Below are 19,781 nucleotides of genomic sequence, written 5' to 3'. Positions count from 1 at the left end.
GTTCGGGAGGAATTATTTTATGGTAACGAAAACTGATGTTAAAACATTTTTAAACTTTGTCAATGGTTCATGGGTGAAGTCATCGAATTCTGAAGTGTCTGCTAGCATTAATCCGGCAAATCGCAATGAAATTGTTGGGTATGTACAAAAATCTCCAGTTGAAGATTTAGATGTAGTAGTTGCAGCTGCAAAAGAAGCACAAAAATCATGGAGAAAACTATCAGGGGCAGAACGAGGCAATTATTTGTTTAAAGTGGCAGGTATTCTTGAATCACGTATTGATGAAATCGCTGAAACGATGACACGTGAAATGGGGAAAACACTTCCAGAAGCAAAAGGCGAAACGGCACGTGGTGTAGCAATCTTGCGCTATTATGCAGGTGAAGGCATGCGAAAAGTAGGGGATGTGATTCCGTCCACAGATCCAGGCGCCCTTATGTTTACAAGTCGTACACCACTTGGAGTTGTGGGCGTGATTACACCATGGAATTTCCCTGTAGCGATTCCTATTTGGAAAATGGCACCTGCCCTTATTTATGGAAATTCAGTTGTCTTAAAACCTGCTCAAGAAGTAGCGGTCACGGCTGCGAAAGTAATTGAATGTTTTGAAGAAGCTAACCTGCCTAATGGTGTCATAAACCTAATTACTGGTTCTGGTTCTGTCATTGGTCAAGGACTTACAGACCACCCTGATATTAGTGGAATTACGTTTACAGGTTCTGATGGAGTTGGAAAACAAGTTGGGCAAGGCGCATTGGCTCGTGGGGCAAAATACCAACTTGAAATGGGCGGGAAAAACCCGGTCATTGTTGCAGAAGATGCTGACCTAAATTTAGCAGTGGAAGCGACAATCAGTGGTGGTCTACGTTCAACAGGACAAAAATGTACAGCGACAAGTCGTGTGATCGTTCATAGCGCTATTTATGAAACATTTAAAGAAAAATTAGTTTCAAAAGTACAAGAAATTACGGTTGGAAATGGACTGCAAGAGGGAATATGGATGGGACCTTGCGCGAGTGAAAACCAACTAAATACCGTGTTATCGTATATTCAAAAAGGAAAAGAAGAAGGTGCGACGTTACTCGTTGGTGGGAACCGTTGTGTAGATGCTGATTGTGCTGATGGATTTTATGTTGAGCCAACAGTTTTCGAGGATGTAACCAATGACATGACGATTGCTCAAGAAGAAATTTTCGGGCCAGTTCTTGCTCTCATTAAAGTTGATACAATGGATGAAGCAATCGAAGTCGCTAATGATGTGAAGTTTGGATTAAGTGCGTCCATTTTTACATCAAATATTCAAAAGATGCTTCACTTTATTGAAGATATGGATGCGGGTCTCGTTCGGATTAATGCCGAGAGTGCAGGGGTTGAATTGCAAGCACCATTTGGTGGAATGAAGCAATCAAGCTCGCATTCTAGAGAACAAGGTCAAGCTGCGATAGAATTTTTCACATCAATTAAAACGGTGTTTGTTAAGGGATCTTAATTAAAATGAATTGCCCTCCTAATCTGAAATTTAGGAGGGCTTTTATAGAGCTTGTTTAACAAGAGGTAATTATATCTTTTTGCCCGAAACTTTGTAGTAAGTATTTAAAATAGTTGTTTGTTATTGATAACGAAAGGGAAACATGATAGAGTCAATATCGTGGTAGTACCAGAGTACCTCGTGGTGAGTTTACTCCTTATTTTTTATTTTGAAAGCGCTTTATATGAAAACGAAGGAGGAGCTTCAGTGAGACTCGAAAGCAAAGTGGCTATAATAACAGGTGCAGGTTCAGGTATTGGGAAAGAGACCGCTTTATTGTTCGCTAAAGAAGGTGCAAAAGTAATAGTTGCAGATATTAATGCAGCAATGGGGAAGAAAACTGTTGCTGAGATTAAAGCAAATAACGGTAGTGCGCGCTTCGTACAGGTAGATGTAACAAATGAAGAAAGTGTCAAAAAACTGGCTGAAGAAATCGAAGGAAATGAACAAACGGTTGATATTTTATTTAATAATGCCGGAATAAGCGGTGTTGGACAATTACACGAAATTGAACTTAAAACATGGAAAAAAGTACTTGATGTGAATGTAACAGGAGTATTCTTAGTTTCAAAAGTTATTGTACCATTTATGGTCGAACAGAAAAAAGGTTCCATTATTAATATGTCTTCATGTATTGCTGAGATTGGGTTGGGTAATCGAGCTTCCTATGCTGCTAGTAAAGGAGCTATCCTATCATTAACGAAGTCGATGCAAGTTGACTATGCACCGTTCAATATAAGGGTGAATGCATTAATGCCTGGTACGATTTATACGCCATTTGTTGAGGATTACCTTTCAAGAGAACCTAACCGTGAAGCTGCGATTGCAAAAATTAAAGAAAGACAGCTAAGTGGTGACTTAGGGAAACCGATTGATGTAGCTTATGCAGCATTGTATTTGGCTTCTGATGAGTCCAAATTCATGTTGGGGACACCTTTTCTGATTGATGGAGGAGTCGTTAACGGAAAGTCTAGTTAATTATTTAAGCGTTCATAAAATAGAATATGTTTGGAGGTTATTGAAATGAAATTGCTAACATTTAAAGAAGATGGACAGTTAAAGTTAGGGGTTAAGACAGCTGAAGGTGTATTACATATTGGAAAAGCAGCTGAAGTTTTTGAGAGAAGCGTACCTCTTTCAATCGAAGCGGTAATCAATGAGGAAAACTCTTTAAAAGAGCTAGAATCGTTAACTATCCTAGCGCTTGAAAATAAAGAGGAGAATTTGTTTTTAGAAGAGAATAGCTTAACGTTGGGTCCTGCTGTACCTAAGCCAGGAAAAATGATCTGTGTTGGTCTTAATTATCAGAAACATGCCGAAGAATCCAATATGCCGACTCCTGAGTACCCTGTCTTATTTAATAAATTTGATAATACGGTCGCAGCACATAATGAGATTATTAATCTACCATTTAATTCAAAAGAGAACGACTATGAAGCTGAACTTGTTATGGTTATTGGGAAACAATCTAAGCGTGTATCAAAAGACGAGGCGTTGGAATATGTGTTTGGGTATTGTAATGTCAATGACTTATCCTCTCGCGACTTACAGTTCCGTACAAATCAGTGGTTACTAGGAAAATGTTGTGATGGCTTTAGCCCACTAGGACCATATTTGGTGACAAGTGATGAAGTAGATGACCCTAATCAGTTAGTGATTAAAGCCATTGTAAATGGGGAAGTACGTCAAAACTCAAACACTTCTGATATGATTTTTAAATGCAATGAGATTGTTAGTTATATCTCTGAATATATGACATTAAATCCTGGAGATATTATTTTAACGGGTACTCCTGAGGGGGTTGCTATGGGTCAACCTGAAGACCAAAGGGTGTATTTAAAAGATGGCGATGAAGTGACAATCGAAATAGAGAAGCTTGGTAAATTAACGAATAAGTTTAAGCAAGAAGTGTAATTTTCAAAGAAAGCTTGTGTTTTTAAGCTGATAGAGCCCATTTAGACTAACTGCACTCGTTAGTCTAAATGGGCTCTTAGTAATATTTTAGTAGTTAATGGAAATTAATCAACTTTTGCGTAAAATTGCTTGGCTCTTGTAAAATTGAGTTCAATTGCCTGATTTATTTGATCAGTATCTCTAGCTTTTATGGCGTTCAACAATTTTGTACGGCACTCAATACTATTTTTCCAAGCTCCAGGTACATTAAGGATCTTTAACATTGAATCATGGCGAAGGTGTACGATCGTTTGCATAAGTTTGCTGTAAATTTTATTACTACTACAAAGACCCATGTGTAAATCAAACTCATCAAGCAGATGTTGAAATGCTTCAATATCTTTTTCTTTCTCAGATAAGCTTTTTAACTGATTCAAAAAGTCTTCTAAGACAGTTATTTCATGATTTGTCATCTGTCGTGATGCTTCAAAGTAAACCTCTGATTCAATTAATTTACGTGCTGCATACACTTCTTCTAAATTATCAATTTCATTGTAATACATCCAAACAATGGTTTCAGCAGGGATAGGAGATTCACGCTTACTGACAAAGCTTCCTTCCCCTGGTTTGATTGTAATGAGGCCTATGAGAGAAAGTGCACGTAAAGACTCGCGAATACGCCCTCTATTAACACCGAATTCTTCAGCTAGCATACGCTCATTTGGGAGTTTATCTCCAGGATTTAACTGACTCGATGTAATCCAGGATGCCATTTGCTCCATAATCTGTTCCGTAACTGTTACTCTTTTAATAGGATTTATTTTAACCATTTTCTAGCCACCTTTTAACATATTTCTTATGTAAATGCTGGTACTACCAAAATACCACAAAATTGACGAGAATGTATACGTACATTGTAAAAAACATAAAAATATAAGGATATGCAGCAAAAGTAGAAGATTTAATTTTCTGAAAAACAGAAAATTAGTTGAAATCCTAAAATTTCCATGATATATTTTAAATGTACTGGTACTACCACCTGCATTTCACGAGAATTGAAAGCGCTTAAAAGGTTGTTACAAACTAGTAGTAAGGAGTCAACTAAAATTAATAGCGATTTATGTGTGTTCTGATGGTACTACCACAATACCTACGGATAAAAACACATTACGTTGTGAATTTGGTATTACCACAATACCAAAATTAGGGGTAATTCAATCACTATTCTGTGTAAAAGGAGAAAGGGGAGAATGATTTGAGCGAAAATCTTTTTCGAACCATCATTATGAAACCAATAGATAACGTAGCTTTAGCTTTACAAGATATTCCAGCAGGGACACAAATTGAGGTGACTTTTTCGAAAGAAGAATCGACCATGATAACAATAAAAGAAGCAATCACCTTTGGTCATAAGTTTGCTGTTCGACAAATTACGAAAGGGACTGAAATTAAGAAGTATGGAGAAGTAATTGGGAAAGCATTAAGGGATATTGGTGAAGGTGAGCATGTTCATGTTCACAATCTTGAAGGAACAAGAGGGAGAGGTGACAAAGTTGGTACAGATTGAAGAGGGTAAATTTTTAGGATATCGTCGTCCAGATGGAAAAGTAGGAGTTCGAAACCATGTACTAATTTTACCTACGATTACATGTGCAACTCAAACAGCGAAACAAATTACTGAACTTGTCCATGGAACAGTTAGTTTTATCCATCAACATGGGTGCGCACAAGTGGGGATTGATTATGAGCAAACATTTCGTACATATGTTGGAATGGGAAAAAATCCAAACGTGTATGGAGTTGTTGTCTTAGGTCTTGGTTGTGAAACCCATCAAGCTAAAAGTGTTGCAGAGGAAATTGCGAAGTCTGGAAAACCAGTTGTAACGGTATCAATACAAGATCATGGTGGGACGTTATCATCGATTGCAGAAGGAGCAAAAGCTGCTACGAAATTAGTTCAAGAAGCATCAGCTCAAATGAAAGAGTGGTGTGATTTCAGTGAATTAATTATTGGTACAGAATGTGGTGGTTCCGATGCCTGTTCAGGATTATCAGCAAACCCAGCCGTTGGAGCAGTTAGTGATATGATCGTCGAAAATGGCGGGACGTCTATTTTAGCTGAGACAACAGAATTAATAGGCGCGGAACATCTGTTAGCAAATCGTGCCAAGAATGACAAAGTTGCTAAACGTGTCTACGAAGTCATTACAGCTATGGAAAACCGCTCCATTCATATGGGAGTTGACATTCGTACTGGTAATCCTAGCCCTGGGAATATTGAAGGTGGATTAAGTTCATTAGAGGAAAAATCGTTAGGAGCAGCAAATAAAGCAGGGAAAAGTCCTTTAAATGAGATTATAAACTACGCTGAAGAACCAAACGAAAAAGGTTTGGTTTGGATGGATACACCAGGACATGACATTGAACAATTAACCGGAATGGTCGCAGGCGGAGCTCAAGTTGTCTTATTTACAAGTGGAAGAGGAACGCCTACCGGGTCTCCGATTGCTCCTGTTATCAAAATTTCAACGAATACGGGAATGTTTGAAAGAATGAGCGAAAATATGGATCTCAATGCAGGAACAATCATTGAAGGGAAAGAAACAGTCGAAGAAGTTGGAAAGCGAATTTTCGATGAAATTGGTTTAGTTAGCTCTGGTAAATTGACAAAAGCTGAAATTTTGAAACAACATGACTTCGGTATTTGGAGAATAGGTCCAACCTTTTAATTGAACAATGGCAAGTGAGTTTCTAAGAAATGAAAGCGTTGTCTATTTCGATGATAAGAAAAGGGGTTATCACTATGAAAATGAGTAAAAAATGGATGTTTGCATTATTGTCAATTATGTTACTAGTCATGGTTGCTGCCTGTTCACAAGGAACAAGTGAAGAGAGTACATCAACATCAGACGGTTCAACAGAAGAATCAACTGAATCCGAAGGAACAACAGATGGTGAAACATATGAAATCAATATTGCGTATGGAAACCAACCAGGAGAGCCAGTTGATCAGCTGGCAAACAAATGGAAAGAGTTAGCTGCAGAAAAAAGTGATGGAAGAATTGAACTGAAGCTTTATCCGAGTTCACAATTAGGCTCTGAAAAAGATGTAGTGGAGCAGGCTCAAATGGGTAATAACGTTATTGTTATGGCTGGGTACGACTTTTTAATGGACTATGTTCCAGATGCAGGGATATTAACAGCCCCTTACTTAGTAGATGATTTTGATGAGCTATTATATTTAACAGAAACGGATTGGTTTGAAGGATTAAAAAACGATTTAAATGATCAAGGAATTGATATTGTTACAACTAGAACTGTTTATGGTGAACGGCACTTATTAACAAATGAGAAGGTAACAACGCCAGAAGAATTAAATGGGTTAAAAATTCGAGTTCCAAATAACCAAATGTCTATTCAAACATTTGAGGCAATGGGTGCTGCTGCAACTCCAACACCACTTGGAGATTTGTATACATCCTTGCAGCAAGGACTTGTAGATGGAGCAGAAAATCCGCTTCCTGTTCTACAAGGTGTGAAGGCGCACGAAGTTTCTCAACATCTGGCTTTAACTGGCCATCAAAAATTTATTATATCTTGGATCGGTGGAACTAGGTTCATAGAAACATTGCCAGAGGATATCGTTCAAATTTTAAGAGAAACTGGTGATGAAGCTGGGGATTATGCCAGAGCTATTTTGGATGAAGAAACAGAAACAGTGATGGCCGAATTCCAAGAGCAAGGTGTGGAAGTGTATGAAGTGGATGTAGAACCGTTTAAAGAATTAGTACAAAGCGTTTATGAAGCATTTCCATCTTGGACACCTGGACTATATGAGGAAATTCAAGAGTTATTAGAAAATCGTCCATAAGCAATTGGGACCTTAGGTTATATGGGTAAATAGTAAGCATGTGCAATAGTGCATGCTTACTAATACTTTACCAAAAAAACGAGGATGAGTAATGTTTCCTTTTTAACCAAGGATCCTTCGAACAGGGGGAATATCATGATAAAAAAATGGTTTCATTTTATTGATGATGGAATATCGACATTTGCGTTATTTGCTATCATCTTGTTAACTGGTACGAATGTGTTTTCTCGATATGTGTTAAACAAACCATTACCTTGGGTTGAAGAAATAGCTATAGGGTTATTTGTTTGGCTAGTATTTATAGGGATCAGTTCAGCAATGAAGCGTGATAGTCATATTGGAGTTGATTATTTCGTGCAAAAGTTGCCGAAACCCTTGCGTATCCTTAGTATTACCATTCGTGCTATCGCCATTTACTATGTCCTCTTTTACGTATTTGTCTATCTTGGATTTACTTTTACAGCTCAAGCATCTAGTAAAGTAACCCCTATTCTTGGTATTAGCTACCAAGTTATTAATATAGCTATACCTATTGGAGGGTTGTTTACAGCTATTTACTTTACTAGGGCATTCATTCGATCCATCCAAATAGAGCTTGGAAAAGAAGGAGGGTCTTGAGATGGCTTTGACGGTCGTATTGACAGTTTTACTACTATTATTTTTACTAAATGTACCAATCGCATTTGCGCTAATAGTGAGTACAGCTGTTTACTTTTTATTTACTGATAATTTCTCAAGTATGGTATTAATTCAAAGAATGGTTGGAGGAATTGAGTCTGTTCCGCTTTTGGCGATAGTTTTCTTCGTTACGGCTGGAATTTTAATGAATTATACAGGGATCACATCGAGAATGTTACGATTTGCACAAGTACTGACAAATCGACTTCCTGGATCATTGGCACAAGTAAATGTTGTTCTCAGTACGTTAATGGGTGGATTGTCCGGATCTAATGTTGCTGATGCGGCGATGCAATCTAAAGTACTTGTTCCTGAGATGGAGAAAAAGGGATATAGCCGTGCCTTTGCAACAGCTCTGACGGCTTCAACTTCATTAATTACGCCGATCATTCCCCCAGGTATAGCATTAATTATGTATGGGTATGTAGGAAACGTTTCTATTGGAAGCCTTTTTCTTGCAGGGGTATTACCTGGTATTGTGTTATGTTTAAGCTTCATGATTTATGTGCACTTTTATGCAAAAAAGCACAAACTTGAAACGGAGAATAAAGAAAAGATTACAAAAAAATATTTTTTATTTACATTTAAAGATGCAATTTTGGCCTTGTTATTACCTATAATCATTATTGGTGGGATTCGTTTTGGGGTTTTTAGTGCAACGGAAGCTGGAGCGATCGCGGTATTTTATGCATTATTTCTTGGACTAGTTATTTACCGTGAGATGAAAATGAAGCAATTGATCAACGCACTTGTTGAAACTGTACATACGGCTGCATCTATTTTAATTATTATTGCTGCTGGTTCTGCCTTTGCGTGGGTATTAACGTTAGAGCAAGTTCCCCAAAGAATGACAGAGTTTATGGTTAACTACATTTCTTCACCCTTTATATTTTTTATTGTCGTTTTAATTTTCCTCTTAATCGTAGGGATGTTTATTGAAGGAAATGTTTCAATTATTATTTTAACACCATTATTTATGCCAATGATCCAACAATACGGGATCCATCCAGTTCATTTTGGGATTTTCTTTATTGTATGTATAAGCATTGGAACACTAACACCTCCATTAGGAACAATTATGTATACAACTTGTTCGATAACAAAGACAAAGGTGGAAGAGTTCATTAAGAGTAGCTGGCCATTTTTAGTTATTTTAATCGTTGCAGCGCTATTGCTAGCATTTATACCGAGCATTTCGTTGTGGCTACCTAGTGTTTTCAAGTAACAACTGAGTATTGAAAAAATACAATCCGATGAGGATTGTATTTTTTTCGGTACAATCATATTGTAGGGAAGAATAGTATAAATCCTGAATATATTTATAATGCCTTTTTAATAAGTGAAAAAGGGGAAAAATATGATAAAATAAATTATGGAGCTACGTTTTTTGACTCGGATAACAACGTTGTTATTTGAGTGGTGATATAATGTAAATATTGGAAGTACTTGAATGAAGTTTGTCGCCTTATTAAAAAAGCAATACATAGACTCTTATCCCACATTAAGAGACTATGTATTGCTTTTTTAATAAATAAAAACATAAGCTATATTTTAGATATGTATTTTATTTTTGCTAAAGTGTATTATAATGTGAGTAGTAGATGCGCCATAATAAATCAAATAACTACAAAATTTACGCTTTTACGAAAGGCGTTTTCAGAAAATTATTAATGTTGTATTATTTAGGGTGTCGAAATGTGGTGAAAAAAGACTAGTTAAGTGGTGAAAATATGAAATTTAAGACAAAACTATACGCAAGTATAGGCTCTATACTTGTATTGATTTCAATTGTTGTTATCGTTTTATTAAATATGCTCGAACAATCGACAGTAAATATGCACGTCATTGTAAATGAACTAAATGAGCGAATTGATATGAGTTCCAGTATAAAGTTTGAGACTGCTAATATTGGTAGAGAGTTAAGGGAGATTACAACTGAGCGATCTGAGGAATCAATCTCTATATCGATGAATGGATGGGAACAATCGCATGTGAGTTTGAAGTTGGCAATTGAATCTTTGGAAAAAATGGATGGCCAAGAAAAATCGCAAGAATTAATTGCGAAATTTAAAACATTACATGATTCCTACCAAGATACGGCACAACAACTGCTCACTATTCAAAGAATTAATAGAGAAGTAGATATAGAACCGTTGTTATGGGAGGATGCGGAATTAACTCGTCAACGAATGCTTCAAATTGCTGAGCTGCTACAAGGGTTACAAGAACAAGAATTAAAAAACGAACTTTTCCGCTCTAGAGATTCGTATAATTGGGCTGTACAGATGATTTACATATATCTTACTGTTGGGCTCGTTCTTGCGATTGCTGTTACCTATTGGATCATAAGGAGTATTACGAAAAACCTCAACAATGTAACAGCTGTGATGCAAAGTGTAACAAGTAGCAATGTTGGTCCGATGCCACGGATTGCTATTGCTACAAAAGATGAATTTGGTGCTATTGCTAAGGCCTTTAATAAAATGGCTCAATCGCTAGAGAAGCAAAGTAGATTAGAAAAGAAATTAAAGGAAGAAGCAGAAGAACATAGTTGGTTAAAAACAAAAATAGCCGAAATTGCTACGATGTACCCTGAATTTCGAAATGTTCAAATGTTGGCAGATTTATTGATCTTAAAACTTGTGCCAATGGTGGGGGGAAGCTGGGGTGTTTTCTATATAAAAGAGGCGGAAGAAGATCAGCTGTATTTGAAAAAGCGGGCTTCTTATGCGCTTTCGGATAAAAACAATGAATTCGACCGCTTTCGTATCGGAGAAGGATTAATTGGACAATGCGCAGCTGAAAAACGCATCATCTTAATGGATCAAATCCCAGGTGACAACATACAGATTCATTCTGGAATAGGAGTCGTTTCACCAAAAAATAGTATAATTTTACCGGTGCAATATGAAACAGAAGTTCTAGCTGTTATTGAAATAGCCTCAATAAGTACATTTAGTCCTTCTCAAATTAAGCTACTTGAAGAAGTTGTAAGTAATATTGGAATTACAATGAATAGTATCGCAAATCGTATGAAGGCCGATAAATTACTACAAGAGTCACAAGCATTGACAGAAGAGCTTCAAGCGCAGTCCGAAGAGTTACAAGTACAACAAGAGGAATTAAGGACAACGAATGAAAAACTGGAAGAGCAATATGAAAGCTCTGAAACAAAGAAACAAGAGCTAGAAAAAGTGCGGGAGGCACTTGAAGAAAAGGCACAGCAACTCGAGCTCAGTTCACAATACAAATCAGAGTTTCTTGCTAATATGTCCCATGAGTTACGAACACCACTTAATAGTCTATTGATTTTATCGAAAATCCTTTCTGAAAACGGTGAGGCCAATCTTACGGATAAGCAAGAAGAATATATTCGGACGATTCACTCTTCGGGTAATGATTTGCTTCATTTAATAAACGATATTTTAGACTTGGCAAAAGTAGAATCAGGGAATTTAGAGGTTATTCCAAAAGAAGTAGATCTTGAGAAAGTAAGACAGTTTGTCACTCGTCAATTTTCTCCTGTTGCTCGTCAAAAAGATGTTGAGTTTACTGTTCAACTTAAATCAGGGTTACCTGAAAGTTTTTATACAGATCAACACCGCCTGCAGCAAATTCTTAAAAATCTGCTTTCAAATGCATTCAAATTCACTGAAACTGGTAGTGTAACATTAGTCGTTCAAGAAACAAAGGATGAAGAGAATTTTATGTTGTCATTCTCAGTTACAGATACAGGAATAGGAATAGCACAAGAAAAGCAAAGGACGATTTTTGATGCTTTTAAACAAGCAGACGGAACGACTAGTCGTCAATATGGAGGGACAGGCCTAGGATTGTCTATTAGTCGTGAAATTGCTTATTTGCTCGGTGGTTATATTGAGGTAGAAAGTGTAGTTGGGAAAGGAAGTACCTTCACTTTGCATGTACCAAGTTATCAACATGATGAAGCAAGTGAGCCACCTCTTTTAGAAGAAGTTGCAGCTGGGCTTGAAGAGAACTTTGAAGAAGTAAATGTAATGGACGCCAATGAGGAAAGTAGCATTCAATTACACCGAAAAACGTTGTTAAAAGATAAGAAAATTCTTATCGTTGATGATGATGTTCGAAACGTGTTTGCCTTAACAGCAGCACTTGAAAAGTATGAAACAGATGTTATCTACGCCGAAAGTGGACGAGAAGCACTCGAAGAATTGCAGGCTAATCCAGATACTGAATTGATTTTAATGGATATTATGATGCCTGATATGGATGGATTTGAGGCAATGCGAAGAATCCGGCGATTACCTAAACATGCATCCATCCCTATTATCGCCGTTACGGCAAAGGCGATGAAACATAACCGGGAAGAATGTTTAGAGGCTGGCGCAACCGATTATATTAGTAAGCCAATTGATATAGATCAGTTGTTTTCGATTATGCACGTATGGTTGTATAGAAAAAAGGAGTAGGTGATCACGGTTAAGACACTCAATAACCAAATTCAAGAGCTAGAAAATATAGAACTAGAAATGTTACTTGAGGCAATTTATCGTTATTACGGCTATGATTTTAGAGAGTATGCGCTTCCTTTCATTCAAAGAAGAGTATATCATCGTGTTCGTAAAGAGAAACTTACAAGCATATCGGCTTTGCAAGAAAAAGTATTGCGTGACCCTCAAGTAATGCAAAAGCTGTTTTCCGACTTTTCGATAAATGTAACGGAGATGTTTCGTGATCCTCCTTTTTTCAAATCGTTACGAACGAAGGTCGTACCAATTATGAAAGAACAAAAACATATTAGAATTTGGCATGTTGGTAGCTCTACGGGGGAAGAGGTTTACTCAATGGCCATTCTTTTATACGAAGAAGGTCTCTATGACAAATCAAAAATATACGCTACTGATATTGATGCTTGTAATTTAGAAAAGGCTAAGCAAGGTATTTTTTCGATTGATGGAATGCAACTCTATACTCAAAATTATTTTGAAGCTGGTGGAAAAAGAGCTTTTTCAGAATATTATAAGGCTTTAGGCGAGCAAGTGGTATTTCATCCTTTTCTGAAGGAAAATGTCGTGTTTGCACAGCACAATCTAGCAATGGACCATTCATTTAATGAGTTTGATATGATAATTTGCCGAAATGTACTCATTTATTTTAACAAGACATTGCAAAATAAGGTCCATCAGCTCCTTTATGAAAGTTTGCGTATAAAAGGTTTTCTTGGGCTTGGTCAAAGAGAGGGGATTAGATTTACTAGTTATGGAAACTGTTATGAAGAATTCGATTCAAAAGAGAAGCTCTACCGTAAATATAAGTAGTACCGTAAATAAAAAAGTAAATATTCTAATGGTGGATGACCATCCCGAAAATCTTTTAGCGCTTGAAGCTGTACTCATATCTCCAAACTATAACTTAGTTAGTGCAACTTCTGGAAAAGAAGCGTTAAAATACATGCTAAAACAGGAATTTGCCGTTATTTTATTAGATGTTCAGATGCCTGGTCTTAATGGATTTGAAACGGCGAAACTGATCAAGATGAGGGAAAAAACAAAGAATATCCCCATCATTTTTATTACGGCAATAAGTCAGGATATGGAACATGTTCACACAGGGTATTCAGTTGGAGCAATAGATTATATTTTTAAACCGTTTGAACCTGAAACGTTGAAACAAAAGATGGAACAGTTTGTAAAAATACATCAAAAACACGAAGCCGAGCTAAAACAAAATGAGGCTAAACGGACGATCGAACTCGAAGAAGTAAATCAAAGGTTAGATGTGGCCACATTAAATTTACGCCGAACAGAGGCGTTAGCAAAAGTGATTGGTGAAACAATCCTGGACACGATTGTTACATTTGATGGGCAAGGTTACATTTTATCGGTCAATCCAGCTGTAAAAAAAATGTTTGGATATACAGCTGAGCAAGTAATTGGAAAGCCAATCGTGGATCTATTTGTAGATGTGAGGAGCAATGAAGAAAAAAATTCACCTTATTTTATTTTCTCATTAATTAAGCAGGCTGCAGAAAAGGTAATTGAATCGGTTGCGGTGCGGAATGATAATAGTTATTTTCCTGCCGATATCCAAATTGGCGAAACGTCAGTTGAAGGGGAACAAATCTTTGTTTGTACAATTCGTGATATCACAGAAAGAAAGCAGATAGAGGAAGTAAAAAAGCAACAATATACGGAATTAGAACATGTCGTAGAAGAGCGGACGGTAGAACTTACAAGAACAAATGAAAAATTACAGAAGGAAATTGTTGACCGAAAAAAAGCTGCAGATGATCTCTTTGCTTCCCAGGAGAGATTTCGGAAAATTTTTGAATCAAGCCCTTGCTTAATGGCGATCTATTCGCTCGAAGAAGAGTCCTATATTGATGTGAATACAAGTTTAGTAAATTTCACTGGTTATCATTTAGACGAATTGAAAAAGGAACAGATCAATTTGGTGCACAGTGTTGAAGGATCTGATGATCATGATATGGATCTTAGCAAACCAATTCGTAATAAGAAAATTAGCTATAAGACAAAAGATGGAGAGATTCGGGCAGGGTTATTTTCAGCTGAATTAATTGACATTCATCCGGAGCGGTGTGTTCTTCAAGTTGTGACAGATATTACAGATAGAGTTCTATTAGAGAAAGAAATGTCAAGGCTCGACCGTCTGAATCTAATCGGGGAAATGGCAGCAGGAATTGCCCATGAAATTCGAAATCCAATGACAACGGTTCACGGATTTTTGCAAGTTGCGAGGAATAATAGTGATGAATTGCCATTAGAGATCCTTGATTTAATGTTAGAGGAATTAAACAGAGCGAATTCAATTATTACGGAATTTTTAAATTTAGCTAGAAATAAAGTGAGTGATAAAAGAACACAAAATATAAATACAATTGTGAATACGTTATTTCCATTGATTCATGCAGAGGCATTACGTTCTAGTAAAGAGACCATTCTTGATTTGAATGATTGCCCGGACATAGTGGTCGATGAAAAGGAAATTCGTCAGATTATATTAAACATGGCATTAAATGGACTTGATGCTATGTCACCTGGTGGAGCACTTACCATTAAAACGTACGAGGATCAAAAGTCAGTTGTATTAGAGATTGTTGATCAAGGAACCGGTATTAGTCCTGAAGTTCTGGAGAAAATAGGAACTCCTTTTTTCACGACGAAAGAAGAAGGTACGGGGTTAGGGTTAGCGATTTGTTATAGTGTAGCGGAACGACATGAAGCTGAAATAGATATTCAAACAGGAGCTACAGGGACGGTTTTTTCCATTCGCTTTCAATCTTAACAGAGAGGAGGGATTGAATAATGAAAAAAAAATCCTTTGTTCTTATTAGTATCTTTGTTTTATTCACGATCGTAATCGGCTTTATATCGAAACCGTTCGCAGAAGAGAAGCCTAAAGTGGCCATAGTATTAAAAGATTTAAACTCACAATACTGGGAAATCGTTAAAGAGGGAGCCGAGAAGGGATTTCGTGATTTTAGTATGGATGGTCAGGTCTTAGCACCAATTGAGGGAACTGCTGAAGAACAAGGTGATATATTAAAGGCAATCCTAGAAGAAAATCTAGATATTTTAATTATTTCACCGACTGACCCCGATTACATTATGCCTATATTAGATAAGTTTGTGGAAGGCGATATTCCAGTATTGCTACTGGACACCGATCACACTTGGAAGAATAAAACATCATATATTGGAACAAATAACAGTGAGTTAGGAAAGAAGGCAGGGGCATTACTTGCTTCACAACTTCAGCCTGGCGACAAAGTTGCGATGATTGGTGGAGACTCGAACAGTCCAGTTTCAGGTGGTCGAATAAATGGGGCTAGAGGAATTTTAGAGGCTGTAGGCATTACCGTTGCTGCAGAAAAACTAAATTTAACTAATGAACCGAATTTAACTATTGAAGCGATGGAAGAAATTTTACAAGATCATTCAGATATTAAAGGGGTTATTGCATCAAATGATACTTTAGCCCTGCAGGTGATCGAGGTTCTTACTGAGCACGAGCTTGCTTTGCCTGTTACAGGGGCAGATGGCATTATCGAAATGATCGAGTTGATAGAAGCGGGTACGTTAGCAGGAACGGTAGCACAAAATCCATATGATATGGGTTATTTAAGTGTTGAAACAGCATTGAAAGTAACGAACGGAGAAAAGGTTGAAAGAACGATTGATAGCGGTGTAGATATTATTATTAAAGGGAATGCAAGGCAACGATTAGACTTTTTGAAAAATTTGTTACGGTAAAGGTGCACTAGAAATCATAAACATTAGCTGAATATAGTTTGAATGGTATATGAGGTTGGCTCATAAGCAAGTATCTGAATGTCGGATTTAACTGTAACAAACAAGTTTTTATTGTTGTTACTGAAGAAGGAGTCGGATCTAAAAAGAGCCAACCTCATTTTTCTAATTACTAATCGGAGTAAATACTAAACACTATTAAAAAGTGAAAAATTAATGGTATACTGAAAGGGGTTACACTTTTAAAGGGAATGTTGGGGTGAATATATGCCAAACCAAGGAGTAATAGGTGGGTTTTATCGAGTCAGTGAGTGGATCATGCGGTTGGCCTATATAAATATTCTGTGGATATTATTTACGATAATAGGATTGATCTTTTTAGGATTTATGCCTGCAACCGTTGCTATGTTTACGATAATTAGAAAATGGTTAATGGGAGAGGAAGATACGCCTATTTTTAAGCTCTTTCTCACTACCTATAAAAAAGAATTTATTAAGGTGAATTTACTAGGGCTTATTATGTTTGCAATCGGATATATTTTGTACATTGACTTGCAATTTTTAAGTCAAGTGAGTGGAATGTTGCAATATATATTGACTGCTGGTTTGATTATTATTGGATTCTTTTTCTTAATTATGGTCGTCTATATTATTCCTGTTTATGTGCACTATGATTTAAAGTTCTTCCAGTACCTGAGGCATTCGATATTAATTGGATTTCTTAGTCCGTTAATGACGTTAGTGCTGGGAGCTACTTTGTTAATTGCCTATTATTTGTTTATGTTCATTCCTGGTTTGATTCCAGTATTTGGCGCGAGTGTGTTTGGATTTATTAGTATGGGATCAGCTTACTTTGCTTTTAAACGACTAGGAACGAGAAAACAAAACTCTCAAGAATTAAAAGAAACTGCGCAGTAAATTGTAAAGGGTTCCAGCTTATGCTGGCACCTTTTTCTTTGGGCAATTCGTTGCTACTTTCTTCATTGGATCTGTGAACGAAAGTGATTTAGTCAAAAATGGTGGGTATCTAGGTTAATTTTACATTTATAACATTTAAATATTTACAATCATACTACCATACTAGTATGATTAATATATTGGATGGAAGCGTATCTATCACAAGGGTAATTATTTAGAAGTTAAAAAAAAGAGTGAGGTAAATGTTAGAATAGTTAACGGATGCAGCGGTTTTAACCGAACCATTATCAATTAAAGTTAAAAAGGTACACGTACCCAAACCAGCCGCAGATGAGGCATTAATAAAAGTGTATTGCATTCGGGAATAAGGAGGTAGAACAACGTGATTTTGGAATTTGGTGAGAGAAATTCGTTCTCTTCAACACGCGATTATGTCTACCATGTATTAAGAGAGAGCATTATTTCATTGAAACTTGAACCGGGTATAAATATCTCGGAAAAAGATATCTCAGAGAAGCTTCAAGTAAGTCGCACTCCTGTTAGAGAAGCCTTCGTGAAATTAGTGCAGGATGAACTATTAGAAGTCTTCCCACAAAGGGGATCATTTGTAGCGCTTATTGACCTTGATCATGTTGAGGAAGCCAGATTCATTCGTGAACATTTAGAATTAGCAGCGATCGGATTAGCATGTGAAATGTTTTCTCCTAAACATATGCAAAAATTAGAGTTTAATTTATATATGCAAAAGCGATGTGTCGAAGTAAAGGATTATAAGAAATTCTTTGAACTTGATGAAGAGTTTCATGAAACGATTTCTGAAGGCTGTGGCAAGAAACGGATTTGGACCATTATTCAGCAAATGAATGTTCATTTAAACCGGGTCCGTATGCTGAGCTTAACTGAAAATCATAATTGGAAAATTATCTTATCACAACATGAAGACATGATCGAAGCGATAAAAGAGCAAGATTCTAGAAAAGCAGAAACGATTATTCATGATCATCTAACACTTGTAAACAACGATCAAGGTAAACTGAAAGTAGCTTATCCTAATTATTTTAAATAAAAACACCAAATGACCAGTTACCACTGGTTGTTTATATATAAGATAATGAAAGCGTTATCTTTTAAAAGAACTAAGTTTAAAAAATAATGTAGGTGTATTATCAAACTTTGTTTGAATGGTAACCGATTCTATAAGTCCCCTGTCCTATACGAGACATGAGTATTTCAGGAGAATACCGAGCTAATTTTGAGCGACTTGGGAAAATTGTAAAAGACATACGTTACACAAATTTAGAGAGCTATTTAGCTTTTGAATTTAATAGAAAAAAGGAGTTTTAAGCAGATGAGAATGGTATTTCGTTGGTTTGGAGAAGGAAATGATTTAATTCCTTTAGAACATGTGAAACAAATTCCTGGAGTGGAAGGGATTGTATGGGCTCTTCATGATATTCCAGTAGGGGAAGAATGGTCCCAAGATCGCATCAAGGAAGTAAAGGAACATGCGGATCGTAATCGTCTCAACATTGATGTAGTTGAAAGTATAAATATTCATGAGGATATTAAGCTAGGTCTACCAACTAGAGAGCAATATATTGAAAACTATAAAAAAACAATTGAAAGATTGGCTCAAGTTGGGGTTAAAGTGATTTGTTATAACTTTATGCCAGTATTTGATTGGACACGGACAGATCTATTTAAAGAACTTGAGGATGGATCGACAGCTTTATTTTTCGAAAATGCAAAGATTACTGATATAGATCCTATGGAACTAGTAAAGGAAATCGCTGAAAATTCTATCCTTTTGATGCCAGGTTGGGAACCTGAGAGGCTGAAATATTTATCAAAGCTATTTAAACAATATCAAGGTGTTACAGAAGAAGACCTATGGAACAACTTACAATACTTTTTAGAGAAAATCATTCCAGTAGCAGAGGAAAACAACATTAAAATGGCGATTCATCCAGATGATCCTCCATTTTCTGTTTTCGGTTTGCCTAGAATCATCATTAATAAAGAGAACCTCCAGCGTTTTTTAAAGCTTGTTGATCGTCCTGCTAATGGTTTAACTCTTTGTAGCGGGTCATTAGGAGCTAATCCAAATAATAATGTTGCTGATATGGTACGAGAATTTGCTGATCGTATTCATTTTGCTCATATTCGTAATGTGAGAACTTATGAAAATGGCGATTTCATTGAAACATCTCATCGCTCTGCTGATGGAACAGTTGATATATTGGACATTATGAAAGCTTATCATGATGTCGGATTTACTGGATATGCAAGGCCTGATCACGGTCGTCATATTTGGGGAGAAAAATGTAGACCAGGATACGGCCTATACGACCGTGGACTTGGGATCATGTACTTATGGGGAATATGGGATTCACTTGAAAGATTGAGTGAACCCGATTTTGTTATCGCATCTAGAATCAGACAGTTCCCTCCGTAGCAAAAATCAATCCGGTACTCCTTTAACAACTGACTAGTTTTTGGGGGAATTATTCAAGATATCACCGGTTTTCTTTTTCAATTAAATGCTGATACCATGTTCATACTTCTTTGGTTTTTCATACAAGTGAACTTTAGCTGATTTTCAATTAGGCAATGATGATATGTATCACAAAAAAGGTGGCCATCT

The 19,781-nt window shown here is 36.6% G+C and carries 16 protein-coding genes and 1 pseudogene; 16 read left to right on the top strand and 1 reads right to left on the bottom strand.

Annotated elements, in window-relative coordinates; all coding sequences use genetic code 11:
* The first annotated feature begins 19 nt into the window (after nt 1-19).
* The 3 genes from gucD (at nt 20) to SAZ04_RS13900 (ending at nt 3,442) form a co-directional block, all read left to right on the top strand.
* Complete coding sequence (gucD, locus tag SAZ04_RS13910; RefSeq protein ID WP_332696111.1) at nt 20-1,489, top strand: alpha-ketoglutaric semialdehyde dehydrogenase GucD; 1,470 nt, start codon at nt 20-22, stop codon at nt 1,487-1,489.
* Nucleotides 1,490-1,735: 246 nt separating this feature from the next.
* Complete coding sequence (locus SAZ04_RS13905; protein WP_332696109.1) at nt 1,736-2,506, top strand: SDR family NAD(P)-dependent oxidoreductase; 771 nt, start codon at nt 1,736-1,738, stop codon at nt 2,504-2,506.
* A 45-nt stretch (nt 2,507-2,551) separates the two neighbouring features.
* Nucleotides 2,552-3,442, top strand: coding sequence for a fumarylacetoacetate hydrolase family protein (locus SAZ04_RS13900; RefSeq protein WP_332696107.1), 891 nt, complete (start codon nt 2,552-2,554; stop codon nt 3,440-3,442).
* A 104-nt stretch (nt 3,443-3,546) separates the two neighbouring features.
* Here the strand turns inward: SAZ04_RS13900 and SAZ04_RS13895 are convergent, their stop codons facing one another.
* The gene (locus SAZ04_RS13895; protein WP_332696105.1) at nt 3,547-4,251 is read right to left on the bottom strand and encodes a FadR/GntR family transcriptional regulator; all 705 of its coding nucleotides are present in this window, start codon (nt 4,249-4,251) and stop codon (nt 3,547-3,549) included.
* A gap of 425 nt (nt 4,252-4,676) precedes the next feature.
* Here SAZ04_RS13895 and SAZ04_RS13890 point away from each other — a divergent pair, with 425 nt between their 5' ends.
* The 13 genes and pseudogenes from SAZ04_RS13890 to uxuA all read left to right on the top strand — a co-directional run bounded on the left by SAZ04_RS13890 (nt 4,677) and on the right by uxuA (nt 19,592).
* Entirely contained in the window at nt 4,677-4,988 is a 312-nt protein-coding gene (locus SAZ04_RS13890; protein ID WP_332696103.1) for a UxaA family hydrolase, read from the top strand.
* Nucleotides 4,966-6,150: a UxaA family hydrolase gene (locus SAZ04_RS13885; protein ID WP_431309008.1), complete on the top strand. Its 1,185-nt coding sequence runs from the start codon at nt 4,966-4,968 to the stop codon at nt 6,148-6,150. The genes SAZ04_RS13890 and SAZ04_RS13885 overlap by 23 nt, the downstream gene beginning before the upstream one ends.
* Nucleotides 6,151-6,224: 74 nt before the next feature.
* Nucleotides 6,225-7,292 (top strand): C4-dicarboxylate TRAP transporter substrate-binding protein, encoded by a 1,068-nt coding sequence (locus tag SAZ04_RS13880; RefSeq protein WP_332696102.1) that lies wholly within the window; start codon nt 6,225-6,227, stop codon nt 7,290-7,292.
* Nucleotides 7,293-7,427: 135 nt separating this feature from the next.
* The gene (locus SAZ04_RS13875) at nt 7,428-7,910 is read left to right on the top strand and encodes a TRAP transporter small permease (RefSeq protein WP_332696100.1); all 483 of its coding nucleotides are present in this window, start codon (nt 7,428-7,430) and stop codon (nt 7,908-7,910) included.
* Between the two features lies 1 nt (nt 7,911).
* Complete coding sequence (locus SAZ04_RS13870; protein ID WP_332696098.1) at nt 7,912-9,195, top strand: TRAP transporter large permease; 1,284 nt, start codon at nt 7,912-7,914, stop codon at nt 9,193-9,195.
* A gap of 505 nt (nt 9,196-9,700) precedes the next feature.
* Nucleotides 9,701-12,418 (top strand): ATP-binding protein, encoded by a 2,718-nt coding sequence (locus tag SAZ04_RS13865; protein ID WP_332696096.1) that lies wholly within the window; start codon nt 9,701-9,703, stop codon nt 12,416-12,418.
* A gap of 60 nt (nt 12,419-12,478) precedes the next feature.
* Entirely contained in the window at nt 12,479-13,267 is a 789-nt protein-coding gene (locus tag SAZ04_RS13860) for a CheR family methyltransferase (protein WP_431309010.1), read from the top strand.
* The gene (locus SAZ04_RS13855; protein WP_332696092.1) at nt 13,221-15,254 is read left to right on the top strand and encodes a PAS domain S-box protein; all 2,034 of its coding nucleotides are present in this window, start codon (nt 13,221-13,223) and stop codon (nt 15,252-15,254) included. Before SAZ04_RS13860 ends, SAZ04_RS13855 begins: the two co-directional genes overlap by 47 nt.
* 20 nt (nt 15,255-15,274) lie before the next feature.
* Entirely contained in the window at nt 15,275-16,222 is a 948-nt protein-coding gene (locus SAZ04_RS13850; RefSeq protein WP_332696090.1) for a sugar ABC transporter substrate-binding protein, read from the top strand.
* 264 nt (nt 16,223-16,486) lie between these two features.
* The gene (locus SAZ04_RS13845; protein WP_332696088.1) at nt 16,487-17,137 is read left to right on the top strand and encodes a YesL family protein; all 651 of its coding nucleotides are present in this window, start codon (nt 16,487-16,489) and stop codon (nt 17,135-17,137) included.
* A 382-nt stretch (nt 17,138-17,519) separates the two neighbouring features.
* On the top strand, nt 17,520-18,203 hold the full coding sequence (locus tag SAZ04_RS13840; RefSeq protein WP_332696086.1) for a GntR family transcriptional regulator: 684 nt from the start codon (nt 17,520-17,522) through the stop codon (nt 18,201-18,203).
* Between the two features lie 82 nt (nt 18,204-18,285).
* Nucleotides 18,286-18,481: pseudogene (locus SAZ04_RS23485) on the top strand (glucuronate isomerase); the annotation flags it as partial.
* Between the two features lie 4 nt (nt 18,482-18,485).
* On the top strand, nt 18,486-19,592 hold the full coding sequence (gene uxuA, locus SAZ04_RS13830; RefSeq protein WP_332696084.1) for a mannonate dehydratase: 1,107 nt from the start codon (nt 18,486-18,488) through the stop codon (nt 19,590-19,592).
* The last annotated feature ends 189 nt before the right edge of the window (nt 19,593-19,781 follow it).

It is taken from the genome of Halalkalibacter lacteus (assembly GCF_036663595.1).
In the GTDB taxonomy this organism is placed as follows: domain Bacteria; phylum Bacillota; class Bacilli; order Bacillales; family Bacillaceae_D; genus Halalkalibacter; species Halalkalibacter lacteus.
Note: the sequence above shows the minus strand (reverse complement) of the source record. Positions and strands in the feature narration are given on the sequence as shown.